15 protein-coding genes are annotated in these 16,855 nt (G+C 58.4%); 7 read left to right on the top strand and 8 right to left on the bottom strand.

All coding sequences use genetic code 11. From position 1 onward, the window contains the following. Positions 1–32 precede the first annotated feature (32 nt). Positions 33–836: an alpha/beta fold hydrolase gene (locus tag CTT34_RS04305; protein ID WP_159341333.1), complete on the bottom strand. Its 804-nt coding sequence runs from the start codon at positions 834–836 to the stop codon at positions 33–35. A 64-nt stretch (positions 837–900) separates the two neighbouring features. Continuing rightward, positions 901–2,613: a thiamine pyrophosphate-dependent enzyme gene (locus CTT34_RS04300; protein ID WP_159341332.1), complete on the bottom strand. Its 1,713-nt coding sequence runs from the start codon at positions 2,611–2,613 to the stop codon at positions 901–903. A 575-nt stretch (positions 2,614–3,188) separates the two neighbouring features. Between CTT34_RS04300 and CTT34_RS18570 the strand changes: the two genes are divergently transcribed. Further along, the gene (locus CTT34_RS18570; RefSeq protein WP_285262748.1) at positions 3,189–3,311 is read left to right on the top strand and encodes a hypothetical protein; all 123 of its coding nucleotides are present in this window, start codon (positions 3,189–3,191) and stop codon (positions 3,309–3,311) included. 56 nt (positions 3,312–3,367) lie between these two features. On the opposite strand, the gene speG is transcribed toward CTT34_RS18570, so the two are convergent. Beyond that, positions 3,368–3,919 (bottom strand): spermidine N1-acetyltransferase, encoded by a 552-nt coding sequence (gene speG, locus CTT34_RS04295; RefSeq protein ID WP_159341331.1) that lies wholly within the window; start codon positions 3,917–3,919, stop codon positions 3,368–3,370. Positions 3,920–4,052: 133 nt separating this feature from the next. Continuing rightward, entirely contained in the window at positions 4,053–5,258 is a 1,206-nt protein-coding gene (locus CTT34_RS04290) for an NAD(P)/FAD-dependent oxidoreductase (protein WP_159341330.1), read from the bottom strand. 125 nt (positions 5,259–5,383) lie between these two features. On the opposite strand from CTT34_RS04290, the gene ltaE reads away from it, so the two are divergent. Beyond that, positions 5,384–6,394, top strand: a complete 1,011-nt coding sequence (gene ltaE / locus CTT34_RS04285) for a low-specificity L-threonine aldolase (protein WP_159341329.1) — start codon at positions 5,384–5,386, stop codon at positions 6,392–6,394. 16 nt (positions 6,395–6,410) lie between these two features. Here ltaE and CTT34_RS04280 read toward each other — a convergent pair whose 3' ends face one another. Further along, on the bottom strand, positions 6,411–7,022 hold the full coding sequence (locus CTT34_RS04280) for a LysE/ArgO family amino acid transporter (protein ID WP_159341328.1): 612 nt from the start codon (positions 7,020–7,022) through the stop codon (positions 6,411–6,413). 94 nt (positions 7,023–7,116) lie between these two features. Beyond that, a complete protein-coding gene (gene fhuB, locus CTT34_RS04275) occupies positions 7,117–9,087 on the bottom strand; it encodes a Fe(3+)-hydroxamate ABC transporter permease FhuB (protein ID WP_390620278.1) in 1,971 nt (656 codons plus the stop codon). 169 nt (positions 9,088–9,256) lie between these two features. Between fhuB and CTT34_RS04270 the strand changes: the two genes are divergently transcribed. The 3 genes from CTT34_RS04270 to fhuF all read left to right on the top strand — a co-directional run bounded on the left by CTT34_RS04270 (position 9,257) and on the right by fhuF (position 11,559). Continuing rightward, the gene (locus tag CTT34_RS04270; protein WP_159341326.1) at positions 9,257–9,841 is read left to right on the top strand and encodes a cytochrome b; all 585 of its coding nucleotides are present in this window, start codon (positions 9,257–9,259) and stop codon (positions 9,839–9,841) included. A 66-nt stretch (positions 9,842–9,907) separates the two neighbouring features. Then, on the top strand, positions 9,908–10,675 hold the full coding sequence (locus CTT34_RS04265; RefSeq protein WP_159341325.1) for an ATP-binding cassette domain-containing protein: 768 nt from the start codon (positions 9,908–9,910) through the stop codon (positions 10,673–10,675). A gap of 110 nt (positions 10,676–10,785) precedes the next feature. Continuing rightward, the gene (gene fhuF / locus CTT34_RS04260; RefSeq protein ID WP_159341324.1) at positions 10,786–11,559 is read left to right on the top strand and encodes a siderophore-iron reductase FhuF; all 774 of its coding nucleotides are present in this window, start codon (positions 10,786–10,788) and stop codon (positions 11,557–11,559) included. An 8-nt stretch (positions 11,560–11,567) separates the two neighbouring features. Here the strand turns inward: fhuF and CTT34_RS04255 are convergent, their stop codons facing one another. Next, complete coding sequence (locus tag CTT34_RS04255) at positions 11,568–13,223, bottom strand: multidrug ABC transporter permease/ATP-binding protein (protein ID WP_159341323.1); 1,656 nt, start codon at positions 13,221–13,223, stop codon at positions 11,568–11,570. 156 nt (positions 13,224–13,379) lie between these two features. Between CTT34_RS04255 and CTT34_RS04250 the strand changes: the two genes are divergently transcribed. Then, complete coding sequence (locus CTT34_RS04250) at positions 13,380–14,246, top strand: LysR family transcriptional regulator ArgP (RefSeq protein WP_159341322.1); 867 nt, start codon at positions 13,380–13,382, stop codon at positions 14,244–14,246. Positions 14,247–14,405: 159 nt separating this feature from the next. Then, positions 14,406–16,199: a diguanylate cyclase gene (locus CTT34_RS04245; protein ID WP_159341321.1), complete on the top strand. Its 1,794-nt coding sequence runs from the start codon at positions 14,406–14,408 to the stop codon at positions 16,197–16,199. 21 nt (positions 16,200–16,220) lie between these two features. Here CTT34_RS04245 and CTT34_RS04240 read toward each other — a convergent pair whose 3' ends face one another. Continuing rightward, positions 16,221–16,778, bottom strand: a complete 558-nt coding sequence (locus tag CTT34_RS04240) for a cytochrome b (RefSeq protein ID WP_159341320.1) — start codon at positions 16,776–16,778, stop codon at positions 16,221–16,223. Between the last annotated feature and the right edge of the window lie 77 nt (positions 16,779–16,855).

Below are 16,855 nucleotides of genomic sequence, written 5' to 3'. Positions count from 1 at the left end.
CATGGTGCTTACATGGGCTTGAGATTAAGCCGTTAATAGGCAAGGCGAGCGATAAATTGGCGGGCAAACTCGACCACTACGGCTTCGGCTTCCCTGTGAGGAATATGACCGATGCCGGGTAGCATTTCGCAGTGAGCGGGGCCTTGGGTATAGCGGGCAATACGCTCTGGCTGACGATGAGACCCGTACTCGTCTTTTTCGCCATGCAGCACGAGTGTCAGGCACTGTACTTGTTCAAGCGCAGGGATGAGTGACCACTCTGCAAACGCGGGGCTTAGCCATGTTTCCACCCAGGCGTTGAGTACCCAGCGGGCTTTGTCGCCGTGGTGCCTAGCCAGCTTGGCGAACTGTTCCGGCGCCTGAAAGGCAACGTTTGCCTCCTCGATCCCCTGCCGTGTGCGGTTTTCGTTAAACGCTTGAGCAGCAATGGTTACCAGCCCCTGGCACTGATCCGGGTAACCCCCAGCACAGTGCACCGCCATGCAGCCCCCAACGCTATGGCCCAGAGCGATAAAGCGTGTGATTGGGTAGGCCTCGCGCAGTGCAGCAAAGCTCCCCGTGGGTTCATCGTCGATAAAACTGAGCGGCAGAGGCGTTGGGTACGCATCGGAGCGGCCAAAGCCAAGCCGGTCGTAAGCAATAACCCGTTGCCGCGTTGCGGCGCAGAGCGCCGCGGGAAAGCTGCGCCATAGATCAACACAGCCCAGAGAATCATGGAACAGCACGATCGGAACGTCCGAGCGAGCACTGTGTGGTTCCCAAGTTCGCGTGAATATTCGACCACTGGCGGTATTCACCCAGCGGTCATGGTGATGAATGGCGGGCGTTTGCGTCATAGCATTGCTCTTACTATTGTCGGTTTGTCATGAGCCGCTGCCAACATAGCACGCGATAACCCTGCTAGCGTTTTAAGAAGTTACTTTTGACTAAGTGAACCACCTCGTCCATGCGCCCGCTCAACACGGCTTTAGCGGAGTAGAGCGCTGTTGAAGCGACCTGCCCGGCCTCTACCTTGGGAGGCATCACCAGCTCCATGGGGTTCACCACCACATCTAATAAGGCAGGCCCCGGCTGGGCAAGCCACTGGCTAATCGCGACATCCAGTTCGGCCTCCTGCTCGACCCGGCGACCCCATAGCCCCATGGCGGTGGCGACTTCGCCAAAGTTGGGGTTTTTAAGCTCCGTGTAAGCATCGAGCAACCCTTCTACTTTTTGCTCTAATTCCACGAAGCTTAGAGAGCTGTTGTTATACACCACGATTTTTAGCGGAATTTGCTGCTGCACTAAGGTTAATAAATCCCCCATCAGCATGGTTAACCCGCCATCTCCGCACATGGCAATCACTTGGCGGTGGAGATACGCCAACTGAATCCCCAACGCCTGGGGATACGCATTGGCCATGGTGCCGTGCTGCAAACTCGCCAGGGTGCGCCGCTGCTGGGAGGCACGAATATGGCGCAGCATCCATACGTTGACGCTGCCGGTATCAGCCGTAAAAAAGGCATTCTCCGCCGCGTGGCGGTCAATGGCCAACGTCAGCTCTTGTGGGTGAATCACTTGGCTATCGCGGCTTTGATGGGCCGATTTTTCCAACGACTTGGCGTAGCGCTTGCGACACTTATCTAGCCAGTGGCTGAGCGTATTCTCCTTAACAACTTGACTGAGCGCCTCGCAGGTATCCCGCGTGCTGCCGACGATGCCCACGTCTACCGGGTAACGCTTGCCGATATGCGTAGGGTCTTGGTCTACCTGAATAATCGTCGCACGCTCTGGGTAGAACTGGCTAAACGCAAAATTACAGCCGAGTAGCAGCAAGGTGTCGCACTCGGCCACCGCGTGATAGCCGCCTTCCAGGCCATACACGCCCGTCATGCCAACGTGATAGGGGTTGTCGTGCTCTATGAAATCCTTCGCCCGAGAGGTCCAGGCAATCGGGGCCTGCAGTTTTTCCGCTAGGGCGATCACCTGCTCCCGCGCATCCTCGCAGCCAGCGCCAGCAAAAATGGTGATGTTGCCACCTTTATTGAGCTGCTCGACGGCGGGCACCAGCGCTTGTGCCGTTGGCCGTAGCGAGTAGCTAAACCGATGCGTGCGATAGCCCAACTGATTATCCGGCGTTTGCGTCATCACATCACCCGGTACGATCAGCACCGCAACGCCGCGCTTGGCGAGCGCCGCCTGGGCGGCTAGCGCGGCCATACGGCGCGCCTGCTCGGCAGAGACAACGGTTTCACAAAACACGCTGTACTGTTTGAAAATGGCGCTTTGATCGACTTCCTGGGGAAATTGGCTACCGGTATCACTAAGCCCAATTTGCGAGGCGATGAGCACCACGGGAGAGCCATTACGGTGAGCATCAAACAGCCCGTTCACAAAATGCAGGCTACCCGGGCCGCAGGAACCTGCGCATAGCGCTAGTTCCTGGGTCATATACGCCTCGCCACCGGCTGCAAAACCACCCACTTCTTCGTGACGTACACCTACCCACTGTATATCGCTTTGCCGTAACGCGTCCGTAAAGTGGTTCAGCGTATCGCCCACGACACCATAGCAGCGCTTGGCACCTGCGCTTTGCAGTGTTTCGACGATGATCTCGGCAACGTTTGCGCTCATGTGCGACTCCTTTCGCAGGGAAATGACAATTCAGCCTACCTAGCCTAGCCCGAGACGCGCCACTTTGCCGAACGTCAGGAGAACGCCTATTGATGCTGCAACGCAACATCAATAGGCCTACACTGTTAAGGGCGTCCCACAGGAGGACCTTGCCATGATCGTCACCCACCTCACCCCGCCTGTCAGCGATGACGTGCTGGCATTCTGGCACTGCCAGGCGCAGTGGCTACGCGCCGCCAATGATGCCATCGCCGATTTTTACGGCTAGCTAGCGCTTTTTGCGCCGGTTTCCATCTCGTTAGACGAAAAGATAACCCTCCAAGCCGACACGCCATGTCGGCTTTTTTGTATTATGAAAATCTTTTCCATTCAACAAGCTAGCCAAACAGGCGCCTCTCTCACGACGATTTGTAAGCTATTTCTTACGCGCAATGGCAGATCACTTACATCTTTTGGACTAGTCACGCCGGAGGAAAGCGCCTAATATTCATATCACAGCTATTTTACTGCATTGCACAACGCAAGCTGTGTATAACAAAAACGATTCCTCTCCCCCTGTACCAGGAGTGTTCGCCATGAAAGATGCTACGTCTCAAAAATCGGCCATGGAAGTCGATGTGATGGAAGTATGGGCAAAACGTGCTCAGCAGCAGCGCGCTGCGTTCGATGCCCTCGCCGCCTACATGCGCCAGCAATAAGGCGCTTCCCGCGTCTCGGTCAATGCGCTTTGGCCGTTGACCGAGATGCGGGACATCTACTCCCACCCTCCTTCTTCGTCTGGCTGCTGTCCTAGCTGCGCCAAATACGTCTCTTGCAAGATGTACATGCGCTTTACATCACGGTATTTGCCGTTGATGAAGAACTCCTGTACCAAGTGCCCCTCTTCGATGAACCCGCTCTCTTCATAGAGATGAATCGCTTTGACGTTCTGCACTGCGACGATCAAGTAGACCTTATGCAGATTCAAAATCGTGAAGGAGTAGTGCAGTGCCTGACGAATCAGTGAGCGCGCAAACCCTTTCCCCTGGTGCTCGGGCGTTATGATGATCTGAAACTCGGCACTGCGATGGATGTAATCGATTTCGATCAGCTCCACCAAGCCAATCGCGTTACCGGCGCTGTCCTCGGCCACGAAGCGCCGCTCGGCGTTGTCGTGGATGTGCTTGTTGTACAGCTCTTCGAGTTCATCGAAGGATTCGTAAGGCTCCTCAAACCAGTAAGACATGATGCTCTGGTTGTTATTGAGTTCATGGACGAAGCGCAAATCATTGCGCTCCAGGGCACGAAGGAACAGGGCGGGACTCATGACAAACACTCACTTATTCATCAAACGATGCAATACGGCAGGAAGGTCATCTTAACGACGAGTACGAACGCATGAGAGGCGTTCGTACTCGTAGTGTAGCGTCTTATCAGCGACGCGTTGATGCCCGTGGGCGCTAGCGCTGAAATGAGAACAGCGCGCGCAAAGGGTGATCGCGCCCTTCGATCAACGCCCGCAGCAGTTGGGCACCTATCATACTGTAAGTAATCCCGTTTCCCCCGTACGCCATGGCGAAATAAACCCTTGGCCCCAGCGCCTCATGAGGTCCGAAATAGGGCAAGCCGTCGTCGGTTTCCGCGAACGTGCCGCCCCAGCAAAACGTCGGATTGATCTCAAGGTCCGGCCAGAGCGCCTCTACCTTGGCCGCCAGCGTTCGCGCTTTTTCCATCACCCGGGCGTCGCGGCGCTCGGCGATGTCTTCATCGTCATCCTCTCCGCCGATCAATAGTCGCCCCTCCTGAGTAGAACGCAGATAAAGATACGGCCGCGCAGACTCCCACACCAGCGTGTGTCCCAGCTTGCCCATTACCTCGCGGGGTAAGGGGTCGGTCACGAACGCATAGCTGCTGCGATTGGCCGCCACGGGCTCCGGCAACCACGTTTGGCTTTCGTAACCGGCGGCGATGACGACCTGTTGGCTGCGTAGCGTCGCCCCATTGCGCAGCACGACGCTCACTCCTTCGCCGTCCGGCGTTAGCTGCTCCACCTGGGTGCGATCGAACACCTGGCTGCCGCGTCGGACGACGTTTTCCAATAGGTGATACGCCATACGGTAAGGGTCGGCACGGGCGGCCAGCGAGGAGAGAATCGCCCCTGGCGCAGAAAAGCCGTAGTCCGCCTCGATCGTGCGCTGATCCAGCCAAGCGACATCGAAGCCAAAGCGCTTGCGCATCGTAAGTTCAGCGCTCAAGGCAGCGACATCCGCCTCCTGACTCGCAAAGTAGAGGCTCTCCTGGCGGCTGAACGCGACGTTGCCCAACTCGGCAGCCAAGCGCTCCAGGGACACAATCGCCTCGGCACAGCCTCGATAAGCCATCACGGCATTGGCCTCACCGTACTGCTCGGCCAAATGCACCATATGGGTGTCTATTTCATACTGCAGCAGCGCCGTACTGGCGGCAGAGCTTCCCCAGCCAACGTCCCGCCGTTCGAGCACCGCTACCTGATGGCCGTGGCGGCTAAGCTCATCGGCGATCAAAGCACCGGTGATACCTCCACCAATGATCACTGTGTCTACATTGAGATCTTGAGTAAGCTGGGGAAACGGCGCTAACAAGCCATTTTTTACCGTCCAGAACGGATAACCACTTTTAAGATCCATCTTATTGCCTATGCTGGATTGCCATACGGTCAGACCGGGCAGATAAACGTTGGGTGTCGTGCCCATTAACCATAGTGGGTTATCGGCATCATGCCCTGTCCCACTCCCCAACCAGGAGTCGTTCGATGACGATTGATTTACGTAGCGATACGGTGACACGCCCTACCGCCGCCATGCGAGACGCCATGATGTCAGCACCGCTGGGCGATGATGTGTGGGGCGACGACCCGACGGTGAATGCCTTTCAAGCCACGTTGGCCGAGCGAGCAGGTAAGGAAGCGGCGCTGCTATTTCCCAGCGGCACCCAGAGCAACCTGGTGGGATTAATGGCCCACTGCGAGCGAGGCGATGAATATATCGTGGGCCAGAGCGCCCACACCTATCGCTATGAAGGGGGCGGTGCCGCCGTGTTGGGCAGCATTCAACCGCAGCCGATCGAGAACGCCCCAGACGGCAGCCTGCCGCTCGAAAAAATCACCGCCGCCGTCAAAGCCGACGATTTTCACTTTGCCCGCACCCGGCTGCTCGCGTTGGAGAACACCATAGGCGGCAAGGTACTGCCTGCCGAGTACGTGCAGCAGGCCACCGCGCTGGCTCGAGAACATGGTCTGGCCACCCACCTAGACGGTGCCCGGCTCTTCAATGCCGCCGTCGCGACGGATACCTCACTCACGCAGCTCTGCCAGCCCTTCGACAGCGTTTCACTATGCTTTTCGAAGGGGCTAGGTACGCCCATGGGCTCGGCACTGGTGGGCTCTCAAGCACTGATCGATCACGCCCGGCGCTGGCGTAAAGTAGTGGGAGGTGGAATGCGCCAGGCAGGCATTATTGCCGCGGCCTGCCAGCACGCGCTGGATCATCACGTAGCGGATTTGGCACACGATCACCGCCGTGCGGCCCGCTTGGCGGAAGGCTTGGCCGTCTTTCCCGCCATCGAGGTGACCTCACAGGCCACCAATATGGTGTTTGTTCAGATCGACAAAGCGCATATCGCGCCGCTGGCCGCTTGGCTTAAAGAGCATGGCGTACTGATAGAGCTACTCTACGCCACGCGTATGGTGGTGCATCGCGATATCAGCGACAGCGATATTGAGCAGGTATTAGATATCATCAAGCGCTACTTCGATCAGGCGTAATACGTCAATCAAACCGTTACAACAACGCCGAGCCGAGCGCGAGGTGCACCGCGATGGCGGCCATCATTAGGCCAATCAGCCCATCGATGGTGCGCCATGCCGCAGGGCGAGAGAGCCAGGGCGACAGCGCCGCGCCACCCCAGGCCAGCAAGCTGAACCAGAGAATCGACGCCGTTGACGCCCCGGCGACGAACACACCGGCGCTCTCCTGCTGGGCACCAATGGCGGGAATTAACAGCAGCGTATCGAGGTAGACTTGCGGGTTGAGCACCGTCACCGCCAGCGTCGCCAGTAACACGCCGCGCAGGCTACGCGCTTTGGCGCTGTTGGCTTTCAAGCCTTCGCGGCCGCTGGCAGCGCGCCATAGCGCTTGTGCCGCTAGCCAGCTCAAAAATAGCACGCCTACCCAGCGCATGGCTTCCATGGCATTGGGCATGGTGAGCAAAAACGCGCTGGCACCAAACATACCCGCCGTGAGCAGGATGATATCCGCGCTTATACACAGCCCCGCCGACCACCAGTGGTACTCGCGGCGAACGGCCAGCCCCAGCACGTAGGCGTTCTGCGCCCCAATCGCCATGATGATACCGCCGCAAACTACCAAACCCGTTAAGTAGCTTTCCCACATTGCCGTTCGCCTTTTGCTGGAGTGAAGATGGCGACAGGGTAAGGGAAGGCTCACATAACCAAAAATCATCTTGCTAATGGCGCATTAGCACAGCTTATAGCCGTCGTAGCCCCCACATGAAGTAGGCGCCGCCAATCAGCGAGGCCACCAAGCCTGCGGGAATCTCATACGGGAACATGATTTGACGGCCCACCCAGTCGGCCAACACCATCAACAGCATACCGATCAAGGCAGCGCCTACTAAGTGCTGGCGGGCGCGGGAGAAGCCCATTAGCCGGGCCATGTGCGGTGCCAATAAGCCAATGAAGGAGAGCGGCCCCACCACTAGCGTGGCGCAGGCGGTGAGCACAGCGACCAGCAGCAGTAGTGCTAGGCGCGCACGGTTCAGGCCAATGCCCAGCGAACGCGCTGTGGCGGTACCCAGCGGCATGATGTCTAGCCAGCGGGTGAACGGCAGCGATACCAACGCAAGTCCTGCCGCCATACTGCCCACGAGCAGCGCGCTGCCTACATCCACGTAATAAGTAGAGCCTGCCAGCCACGCAATAACCTGCTGGCCGCGCGGGTCACCGCCCGCCAGCAGCACGCTGCGCACCGCATCGAACAGTGCGCTAATCGCTACGCCGCTGAGCAGTAAACGCTCAGGCACAAAGCCACTCTTACGGTTGAGCGCTACCAGCACAAGCAGCGTCGCCAACGCCCCCAGCGTTCCTATCGCCACCAGCATGGCATTGCTGGGAGCGGGGAGCAGATAAATACCTAAAATCAGCGCGATGGCGCAGCCACCACTGATACCCAGCACTTCAGGGCTCGCCATAGGGTTAGCCGAAAGGCGCTGCAGAATAGTGCCCGCTATTGCCAGCATCAAACCGCTGGCCGCTGCCGCCATTACGCGCGGAAAGCGCCACTCAATTACACCCCAATTCGTCGGGGCGATGATGCTCCAGCCGTTTGCCCCTTGCCCCACCAAATGGCCCACCACCATAGCTGCCACCAGCGCTAGCAGTAGCCCAGTGGCTAATCGATAGGGCGCGGCATGGCGCGTGATCACCACGCCGGAGGCCTGGGGAGGACGGTCGCCCTGCAGTTTAAGGCGCGGAATTAACCACATCAGTAGCGGTGCGCCTAAGGCGCCCGTCACGGCCCCGGTGGGAATTAGCGTCGCCATCATGCCGGAAAAGCGCTGCAGCAAGAGATCCGTGGTGGCCAGCAGCACGGCGCCTAACAACGTCGACCAGAGCAAGCGCGCACGCAGCGTGCGTGCCCCAGCCATGCGTACGATATTGGGAGCCGCTAAACCAATGAAGCCGATGATGCCCACCACACTCACCACGCTGCCGGTGATGAAGACCGCCAGCCCTAACCCGGCAAAGCGCAAATGCTTCAGCGAAACCCCCAGGCTTTTGGCGCTGGCGTCGTCTAACTCCAAAACGGCCAAAGGACGCAGCAGCAGCCACGCCGCCAAGCCGCAAATGGCTAGCCTGGGAGCCAGCGACGCCACGCCATCCCAACCATTTTGCGCCAGGGAGCCAGCTCCCCAAATCAGCAAACCCGCCAGGGTTTCGTGATTGAACAACAGCAGGGCCGTCGAGAGCGCCCCCAGATAAAGATTGACCACCAACCCCGCCAGCACCACCGCAATGGGCGCCAACCCACGCCGCCACGAAAGTGCAAACACCAGCCCCATAGCGGCAGCGCCACCCAGCAATGCAATCCACTCACTGCCTATCGTAAGCACGCCGGGGGCCAATAGCGTAGCCGCCATCAACGCCAAGTTGGCGCCCGACGCCACGCCCAAGGTGGTGGGCGATGCCAGCGGGTTGCGGAGCACCTGCTGCATTAGCACCCCAGCCAGCGCTAGACCGCCACCGGCTAATAGCGCAATGGTAAAACGCGGCCACCAAGCAAAGTGCAGCAGCAGCTCATCGACGTTATCGAGCGTGGGAAACAGCAGCGCCTGAACGCTCTGCGCGATACCGCCCTGCTGCTGAAAGCTCAGCCCCAGCAGCACCATCAACGGCAAGCTCAGCAGTAAGCAGATATGAGCGGGAGAACGGCGGCCCATCAGATGCATGACAATATCCCGTCAACGAGGACAGCGGAGGCACGGGCAGGCATTGTCATTGGCGTGACCTTGGCAATCGAGGGAACAGAAATAAATCAAAGGGCGAGATTCTAAATGATAAGTATTCACACTACAATCTTGGCTCCGCCCATTACCACTAAGTCTCGTTATGAAAGCTGCTCTCTCCTCTACACTGTTGCCCACTGCATGGCGCGACACTCCCCATCATTACGGTGTCGTCAGTCGTCTACTGCACTGGCTCACTGCGCTATTAGTGCTTACTCAGTTCTTTGTCGTGGTCATGTGGCGTGTGTTTGGCGAAACGAGCGTGACGTTAATGCTGTCACGGTTAGCGCCACACGGAGCGATTGGCCTACTGCTATTGGTCATCACCTTAGCGCGATTAGTCTGGTGGCTTAACCAGCGTGGTCAGCGGCCTCGGCAGTTGCACACGTTACGTGGCCGGCTGGCTAGCACCGTGCATGGCTTGTTTTATGTGCTGTTGATGCTGATTTCCAGTCTTGGAGTAATCAGGAATTACGCTGGCGGCTGGCCACTCAAGGCGTATGGCTGGGAGGTGATTCCTGGTGCAGAGAACGAGATCCCAGCGCTCATGCTCCCTGCCGACCTGCTACACAGCCCGCTCTCTTGGCTACTGCTCCTGCTGATCGTCGGGCATATCGTGATGGCCATCGTGCACCAACGCTTGCCGTTGATGACAAAAATAAGCGGCCGGTCACGGAAAAATTTCTAAATGATAACTATTAACGATACAATGCACTTTTCATTCGCGCGACGTCCGCTTGGCCAGGAGTGACGCATGTTTAACGTTCAGGGTGCCACCTTCGCCATCAACGGCAAGCCCCTTCTTCAACCAATTCACCATACTTTTGAAGAAGGCAAGGTGTATGGCCTGATTGGCCATAACGGCTCTGGCAAATCGACGCTGATCAAGCTGCTGGCGCAGCAGCAGCCCGTCAGTGAAGGCGATATTCATTTTGATGAACGCCCTTTGCAGGCGTGGGGGCATCGTGAGTTTGCCCGTCAAGTTGCCTACCTGCCCCAGCATCTACCCAGTGCCGAAAATCTCACCGGACGCGAGCTGGTGGCGTTTGGGCGTTACCCCTGGCACGGTCTACTAGGTCGCCATAATCAAACAGACAAAGAGGCGATTGAGCGGGCGATTGCCCTCACCCACACGGAAGCCTTCGCCGACCGCTTGGTAGATACGCTTTCAGGCGGTGAACGCCAACGGGTGTGGCTCGCCATGCTGATCGCCCAAGGCAGCCGTTTTTTACTGCTGGATGAGCCGCTCGCAGCGCTGGATATCGCCCACCAAATGGAGGTATTGGCGCTGATTCGTAAGCTCTGCGACGAGCTGAATCTGGGCGTGATCATCGTGCTTCACGACATCAACATGGCATCGCGCTACTGCGATGAGCTCATGGCGCTTCACAGCGGCCGCCTGCTGGCCCACGGCAAGCCCGATGCTCTGATGCAAAACGACACGTTGGAAGCCATTTACGGGCTACCCATGCAGGTCATGCAGCATCCAAACGGCGGGCACCGCATAGCCGTGGCGCAATAATGGCCACGGCTGGAAGACGAGTCGTTCTCAATTAACTCTTCAACTGATAAGCATTATCGCTTATGCTGGCGCTCTACCCACGTGCGCTTATCACGTCTTGGAGTTCGGTTATGCCTCTCGCCTTGCGCCAGCCCAACACCGCCCTGCCACTGTCTCTTGCTGATTGCTATCAGGGGCCGCTTGAGCACTTTACGCCGCCATTGATCGGTGGTGCGGTGCCGCATGGGGCTATCAAGGCATCTCGTTGGCGCAACGCTGCGCTGCTCGAAGAGGATATGGCGTGCTACGCCAGCCGCTACCCCGGCGGAGATAAGCGAGCCATTGCCTCGCTCTGGTCGAAGTGGCACTTCAGCACCGTTACGGTTCCCACGCTGACGGCTCATCTGCTGCTAAACCGCGACCTACCCGTCGGGCTGGACGATCTCTATGTGATCCAAAATGAAGAAGGCTGCGCTCAAGGGCTTTGGCTGCCCCATGAAGGCGAGCGCTTTACAACGCAGGACACCACCGAGCGCTTTACCACGCTCATCGAGCAGCACTGGGCACCGCTCATCGAGCGTCTCTCGGCCATTTCTGGAGCCGCACCACGGGTATTTTGGAGCAACGCAGGTGGCTACGTGGATTACTACGTTAACGCCCTAGCCGCGCATCCTTTGGTTAACCAAGAAGCCCTGGCCGCCACGCGCGCGCTGCTGGAATCGCGTACTCTCAACGGGCAGCGCAACCCGCTATTCGAGCCAGTGCGTACGTATCAGCCCAGCGGCAGTGAAGAGGTCAAGCGGGTGCGCAAGCTCTGCTGCCTGCGCTACCTGCTCGATGAGTTTGACGTATGCGGTAATTGCCCGCTAGAAGGGTGCGACCGCCAGGCGCGGCGCAAAGGGTAAGCCGCTCATTACGAGCTGATCTGCGCCACTGCATCTTCACTGGCCTGTGCCCGCTGCTCTCCCGTCAGCTCACTCAATTGCCCCTTGGACATCTCCAGTAAACGATCCGCATGGACGAAGTAGCTGTCGTCGTGGCTAATGGCAAACACGGTTTTGCCCATCGCTTTCAAGTGAGGTAACAATTCGCGGTAAAACAGCCGCCTGAACTGCGGGTCCTGGTCCGCCGCCCACTCATCCAGCAGCAAGATATCCCGCTCTTCGGCAATCGCCAGCAGCAGTGCCAAGCGCTTACGCTGCCCTTGCGAGAGCTGCGTATTCACCACCCGGTCATCTTGCCACTCAAGCTTATGCTGCATCTGCAGCCGCTCAAGCCAGGTCGCGACCAGTACCGGGTCGGCCGCGTTGCCGCCCGGCCCCATGGCTTGGTCGAACTGGTGAAAATCGGTAAAGACGCTAGCAAAACGCGCCCGAAACGCAGCCCACTCTGGCGGGCTAAGCTCTTTGCCATCCACATTAATTTGGCCACTTTGCGGGCGGTACAACCCTGAAAGCAGACGCGCCAGCGTCGATTTACCGCTGCCGTTGCCGCCAATCAGAAACACCTGCTCGCCACGCGCCAGCGTGAGATTGAGCGGTCCCACCTGGAAGCCTTCGCCCCCGGAGGACGGCGTGTAGCGATACACTACGTTGGTGAGCGTTAAGCGCTGCCAGTCGTGGAAGCGATCCTCCACATCAAAGCCCGGCTGGTACTCCGCTAGCTCCAGGCTGGCCAGTTTATCGAACGCCACCTGGGCGCTGATTAACGTGGGCCATGCGCCCACGGCCTGAATCAAGGGCGTGCGTAAAAACAGCAGGGTTAGAGCAAAGGTGGCCGCCACCGCCGGGCTTGCCCAGCCCAGCACGTTGGCCATGAAGAACACCACGCCAATAGCGCCCAGCATCATGATATTGGACCAGTTATTGGCGCTGAGGTGGTAGGTGTCTGCGCGAATAATATGGTGGCGGTACGCTTTTGCGTTATCCGTGTAGGATTCATCAAAAAAGCGCCGCGCACGGTCACGGTTAAGCGCCAGCTCTTTGCGGCCCTCGATCGCCGATTGATAATCCTTATACAGCCGATCCTCGCTTTCGCGCACCTGATGAAAGTGGCGATACACCTTCGATACCAGGACCCAACCAACGCCCATAGTGAAGGCCATCCACAGCACGGTGATCACCACCATCTGCGGCGAGAGCCACGCAAGGTACGCCACTGAGGCCAGCGTGAGTACCACGCCTTGCACCAGCTCCGGCAGGCGGACGAAACCGATGGTGATATTACGCACATCGCTTGAAAGACTTGCCAGCAGCGTGGCGTTACCAAGCTGCTCTAACCGTTCGATATCGGTATCCAGAATCCGCTTCACCAGCCGGGAGCGCAGGTCGAAGACGAAGTAGTGGCCCAGCAAGGTAAGCGCTAGCTGCGTGCCCAGCGTGACCGCCAGCAGCAGTGCCAATAGCCCTAAAAACTGGGGCAACGCGGAGAGGGCGCTGCCCGCTTCGATCAGCCGCTGGTTAATGAACGCAATCACCCCCACCCCTAGCCCAGCACTCACTAGGCTCAGCGCCAGTGCGCCTAGAAACGGCCAGCGGTAGTGACGAAAAACCACCCGCAATAATTCCATGCTGCATCCCCTTTACACATAAGCGGCGAATTGTGACGCACTTCCCCGGCAAGTCAAACAAAGAGACTGATTTTCATTTACGCAACGTGACGTGCACGTCTTTACTCACCGTTGTGGGGTTGGTTAACTGCCCTAGCCAACAACAGAGAGAACGCCATGGTGGATTACAAATTACTGCATGCCCTGGCCACCGTGGTGGAGTGCGGCGGCTTCGAGCGGGCAGGCGATGTGATGGGATTGTCGCAATCGGCCGTTTCGCAACGAGTGAAAGCGCTAGAAGTTCGCCTGGGCCAGCCGGTGCTGGTACGCCATCCCACTCTTGCCCCCACCCCTGCGGGCCAGCGATTACTCGCCCACTACCAGCAGGTGCAGCTGTTGGAGCGCGATTTACACGACGCCCTACCGACCCTGGAAAGAGCCGCCCCTCGGCTCCGCATCGCCGTGAATGCCGATAGCGTCGTCACCTGGTGGGCCGACGCTGTGGCGGATATCTGCCAATCGGAGGAGGTGCTGCTCGACCTGGTCATCGAGGACCAGGACGTGGGGTTGAAGCGCCTGCGGGATGGCGACGTCGCCGCCTGCTTGTGCGCCACGCCCCAACCGATCGCCGGTGCGCGCTGCCTGCACGTGGGAGACATGCTTTATCAGCCACTGGCATCGCCCAGCTATGCCGCACACTTTTTTCCAGAAGGCCCGAGCGCAGAGGCTTTTCAAAAAGCTCCCGCTATCGTCTTTGGCCCCCACGACCAGCTACAGCACCAGTTTTTGGCCCAGTGCGGCTACCAGGGGCACTTTCCTTACCATTTGTGCCCTTCGTCAGAGGGCTTCGTGCGCTTGGCCATGGCGGGTATTGGGTACGGCATGATTCCGCAACGCCAAGCTGCCGAACAGTTGCAATCAGGCCAACTGGTGAGTATCGCGCCGGGGCACGGGTTAACCGTACCGCTCTACTGGCACTTTTGGCGACATAGCGGGCAGTTGATTCAGCGACTCACTGAAAGTCTGAACCGTCTCACGCTTTAGCATCATTCTCATCTGCTGGGAGGGAATCACGGCTACACTCAAAGTGGTTTTGGATGACCCACGCCATCCTACCCGCACCACGAAGGCGTCGTTCTTTCGCCCTTTCGTTAGCGATCAGGGTTTCCTGAGCGGAGTAAAAACATCACAAAAGCGAACGCTATGGATGCTCACGGTTGGTTAAAGCGCTTACTGCTCTGTCTCGCTGTCCTCTCGTTCAGTGGGTGCCTTCAGGCAAGCGCCGCGAATACACTGTCGATCTCTCCTGAACACGCCCGCTACTCGCTCAACGACGTTACTCGCTACTGGCACACCGAGACACCGCTGACGCTACGTGACGTGCTGGACCACACGGAGGACTTTCAACCCGTCACGAGCGATGACGACTTACACCTCGGCTATACCCAAGGCGACACGTGGCTGACCGCTCGCTTGCACAACGCCTCGCCCCGCCCGGCCACCTGGCTGGTAACGTTCGAATATCCTTTTTTGGATGTCGTCACGCTTTACACCCTGAGAGCGCAGTTTAGCGAGGTGCAGCAAAGCGGCAGTGCGCTACCGCTCTCGGCGCGCGCGCTCGCCCACCGACAAGCGGTCTTTCCGGTGATGCTCGCCGGTGGCGAAACCGTCACGCTGTACAGCCAAGTCACCGCCGCCGGGAGTAAGGTCTTGAACTACAGCGTGATGACGCCGGACAGTTTCTATACCCAAAACGATCGCCACAACTTTTGGCTAGCCACGTACTTCGGCATGCTGCTGGCGCTGGGTGTGTATAACTTTCTGCTCTTTTTGGGTCTCAAGGAGCGCGTCTTTCTCTACTACGCGCTGTTTAGCTTTGGTTTTACTCTGGCGATCTTGACCTTCAATGGCCTGGGAACCCTGATCTTCTGGAGCGCTCTCGGCGAGCACACCGCGCGGCTCGTGGCCATTGGTTTCACGTTTGCCTCGGCCATGGCCACGCTGTTCGCCCAGAGTTTTCTCAACACGTGGCGCTATAGCCCCCGCTGGCACCGTATGCTGTCAGGCTGCCGAATGATCTACTGGGTCGCACTGCTCGCCGCTCTGCTGCTACCCATACAATACGCGCTACGCTTGATGGATGTGGTTGGGTTCAGCGCGTCGCTGCTGCTGTTAGTATGTGGAATTTACTGCAGTTGGCGACGCGTGCCGAGCGCTCGCCTGTTCGTGGTCGCGTGGTCGATTTTTTTACTCGGCGCGGCCGTGTTCGCGCTGCGCAACATGAGCATACTGCCTGCGAACTTCGTCACGCTGCATGGCATTCAGATCGGCTCGGCCATCGAGATGCTGCTGCTCTCCTTTGCCTTGGCAGCGCGGTTCAACAAACTGAAATGGCAAAAAGAGCGCGCCCAGGCCAACACCGTCGCCATGCTCAAGAAGCAGGAAGCCGCCTTGGAAGCCAAAGTCGCTGCCCGCACTCATGCGCTAGAGCAGCTTGCCAACCACGACATGCTCACGGGGCTACTGAATCGGCACGGCTTGGTGCGCTACGCCGAAGCGGCCCTGGCCCGCAGCCACGACCAACACGAGCCGCTGGCGCTGATCATGTGCGATCTCGATCGCTTCAAACCGATCAATGATCAATTCGGCCACGAAGCGGGAGATTTCGTGCTTCAGCAAGTAGCCAAACGGCTAGCGCACGTGGCTCGAGAAGGCGACCACTGCGCGCGCTTTGGTGGAGATGAGTTCATCTTACTGCTGGAGCACATCCAAGACCCCAGCCTGTTGGACGATATCTGCAGCCGCATCACCCAGGCCGTGAGCGCACCGATCAAGCTGCCCTGCGGCGCGCTGGTGCAGGTCGGTATCAGCATCGGGATGAGCCTTAGCCGCGACGACAACTGCACGCTCGCGCAACTGCTCAAAGAGGCCGATTGCCATATGTACGCGGAGAAATCACGCCAAACCAACCGGTCTTACGGCTATGGTTCGGCGTGATAGGAGGAGAAGCGGCGCCGCTTAGTCAAACAGGCTCATGCGTTTCATCACGTTGTCGCGTTTGATACGCCAGTGGAATAGCGCCCCCGCAACGTGCAGCGTAATCAACACCACCAGTGCCCAGCCCAAACGCTCGTGCCACATGAACAGGGTTTGCGAGAGAGCGTCGTTTTTACCCAGCAGCCCTGGCAAGTGCCAGTGGAAAAACTCGACGGGGAAGCCGCCTGTCGCCGTGGCAGCCCAGCCGATCAGCGGCATCGCCACCAATGCGGCATACAACAGGTGGTGAACGCTGGTACTGACAATACGTTCGAAGGCGTTCAAAGGCGGATCGTGATCCGGCACCACGAACGCCACTCGCGTGATGATGCGCAGCGTCATGAGCAGCAGTATCGTGACGCCCAACGTTTTATGGCTGGTATAGAGCAGGTTCGTGAGCGTATTCCCGACCAGCGCCAAGGTGCGTTCATAGCCCAAAAACCCCAGTGTCAGGCCGCTCGCCAGCGAGAGCAGCACCGCCAGTGCCACCAGCCAGTGCAGCACCCGGTGTGGATAGATATAGTGATCTAACTCGTGCATTCAAGACTCCCTGCCCAGCCATGTCGTCACCGTCAGCATAGTGCAACGTCGACCCGTTAGAAAAATAATGATTAGCC

This window comes from Halomonas meridiana (genome assembly GCF_009846525.1).
Taxonomy (GTDB): Bacteria; Pseudomonadota; Gammaproteobacteria; order Pseudomonadales; family Halomonadaceae; genus Vreelandella.
Note: the sequence above shows the minus strand (reverse complement) of the source record. Positions and strands in the feature narration are given on the sequence as shown.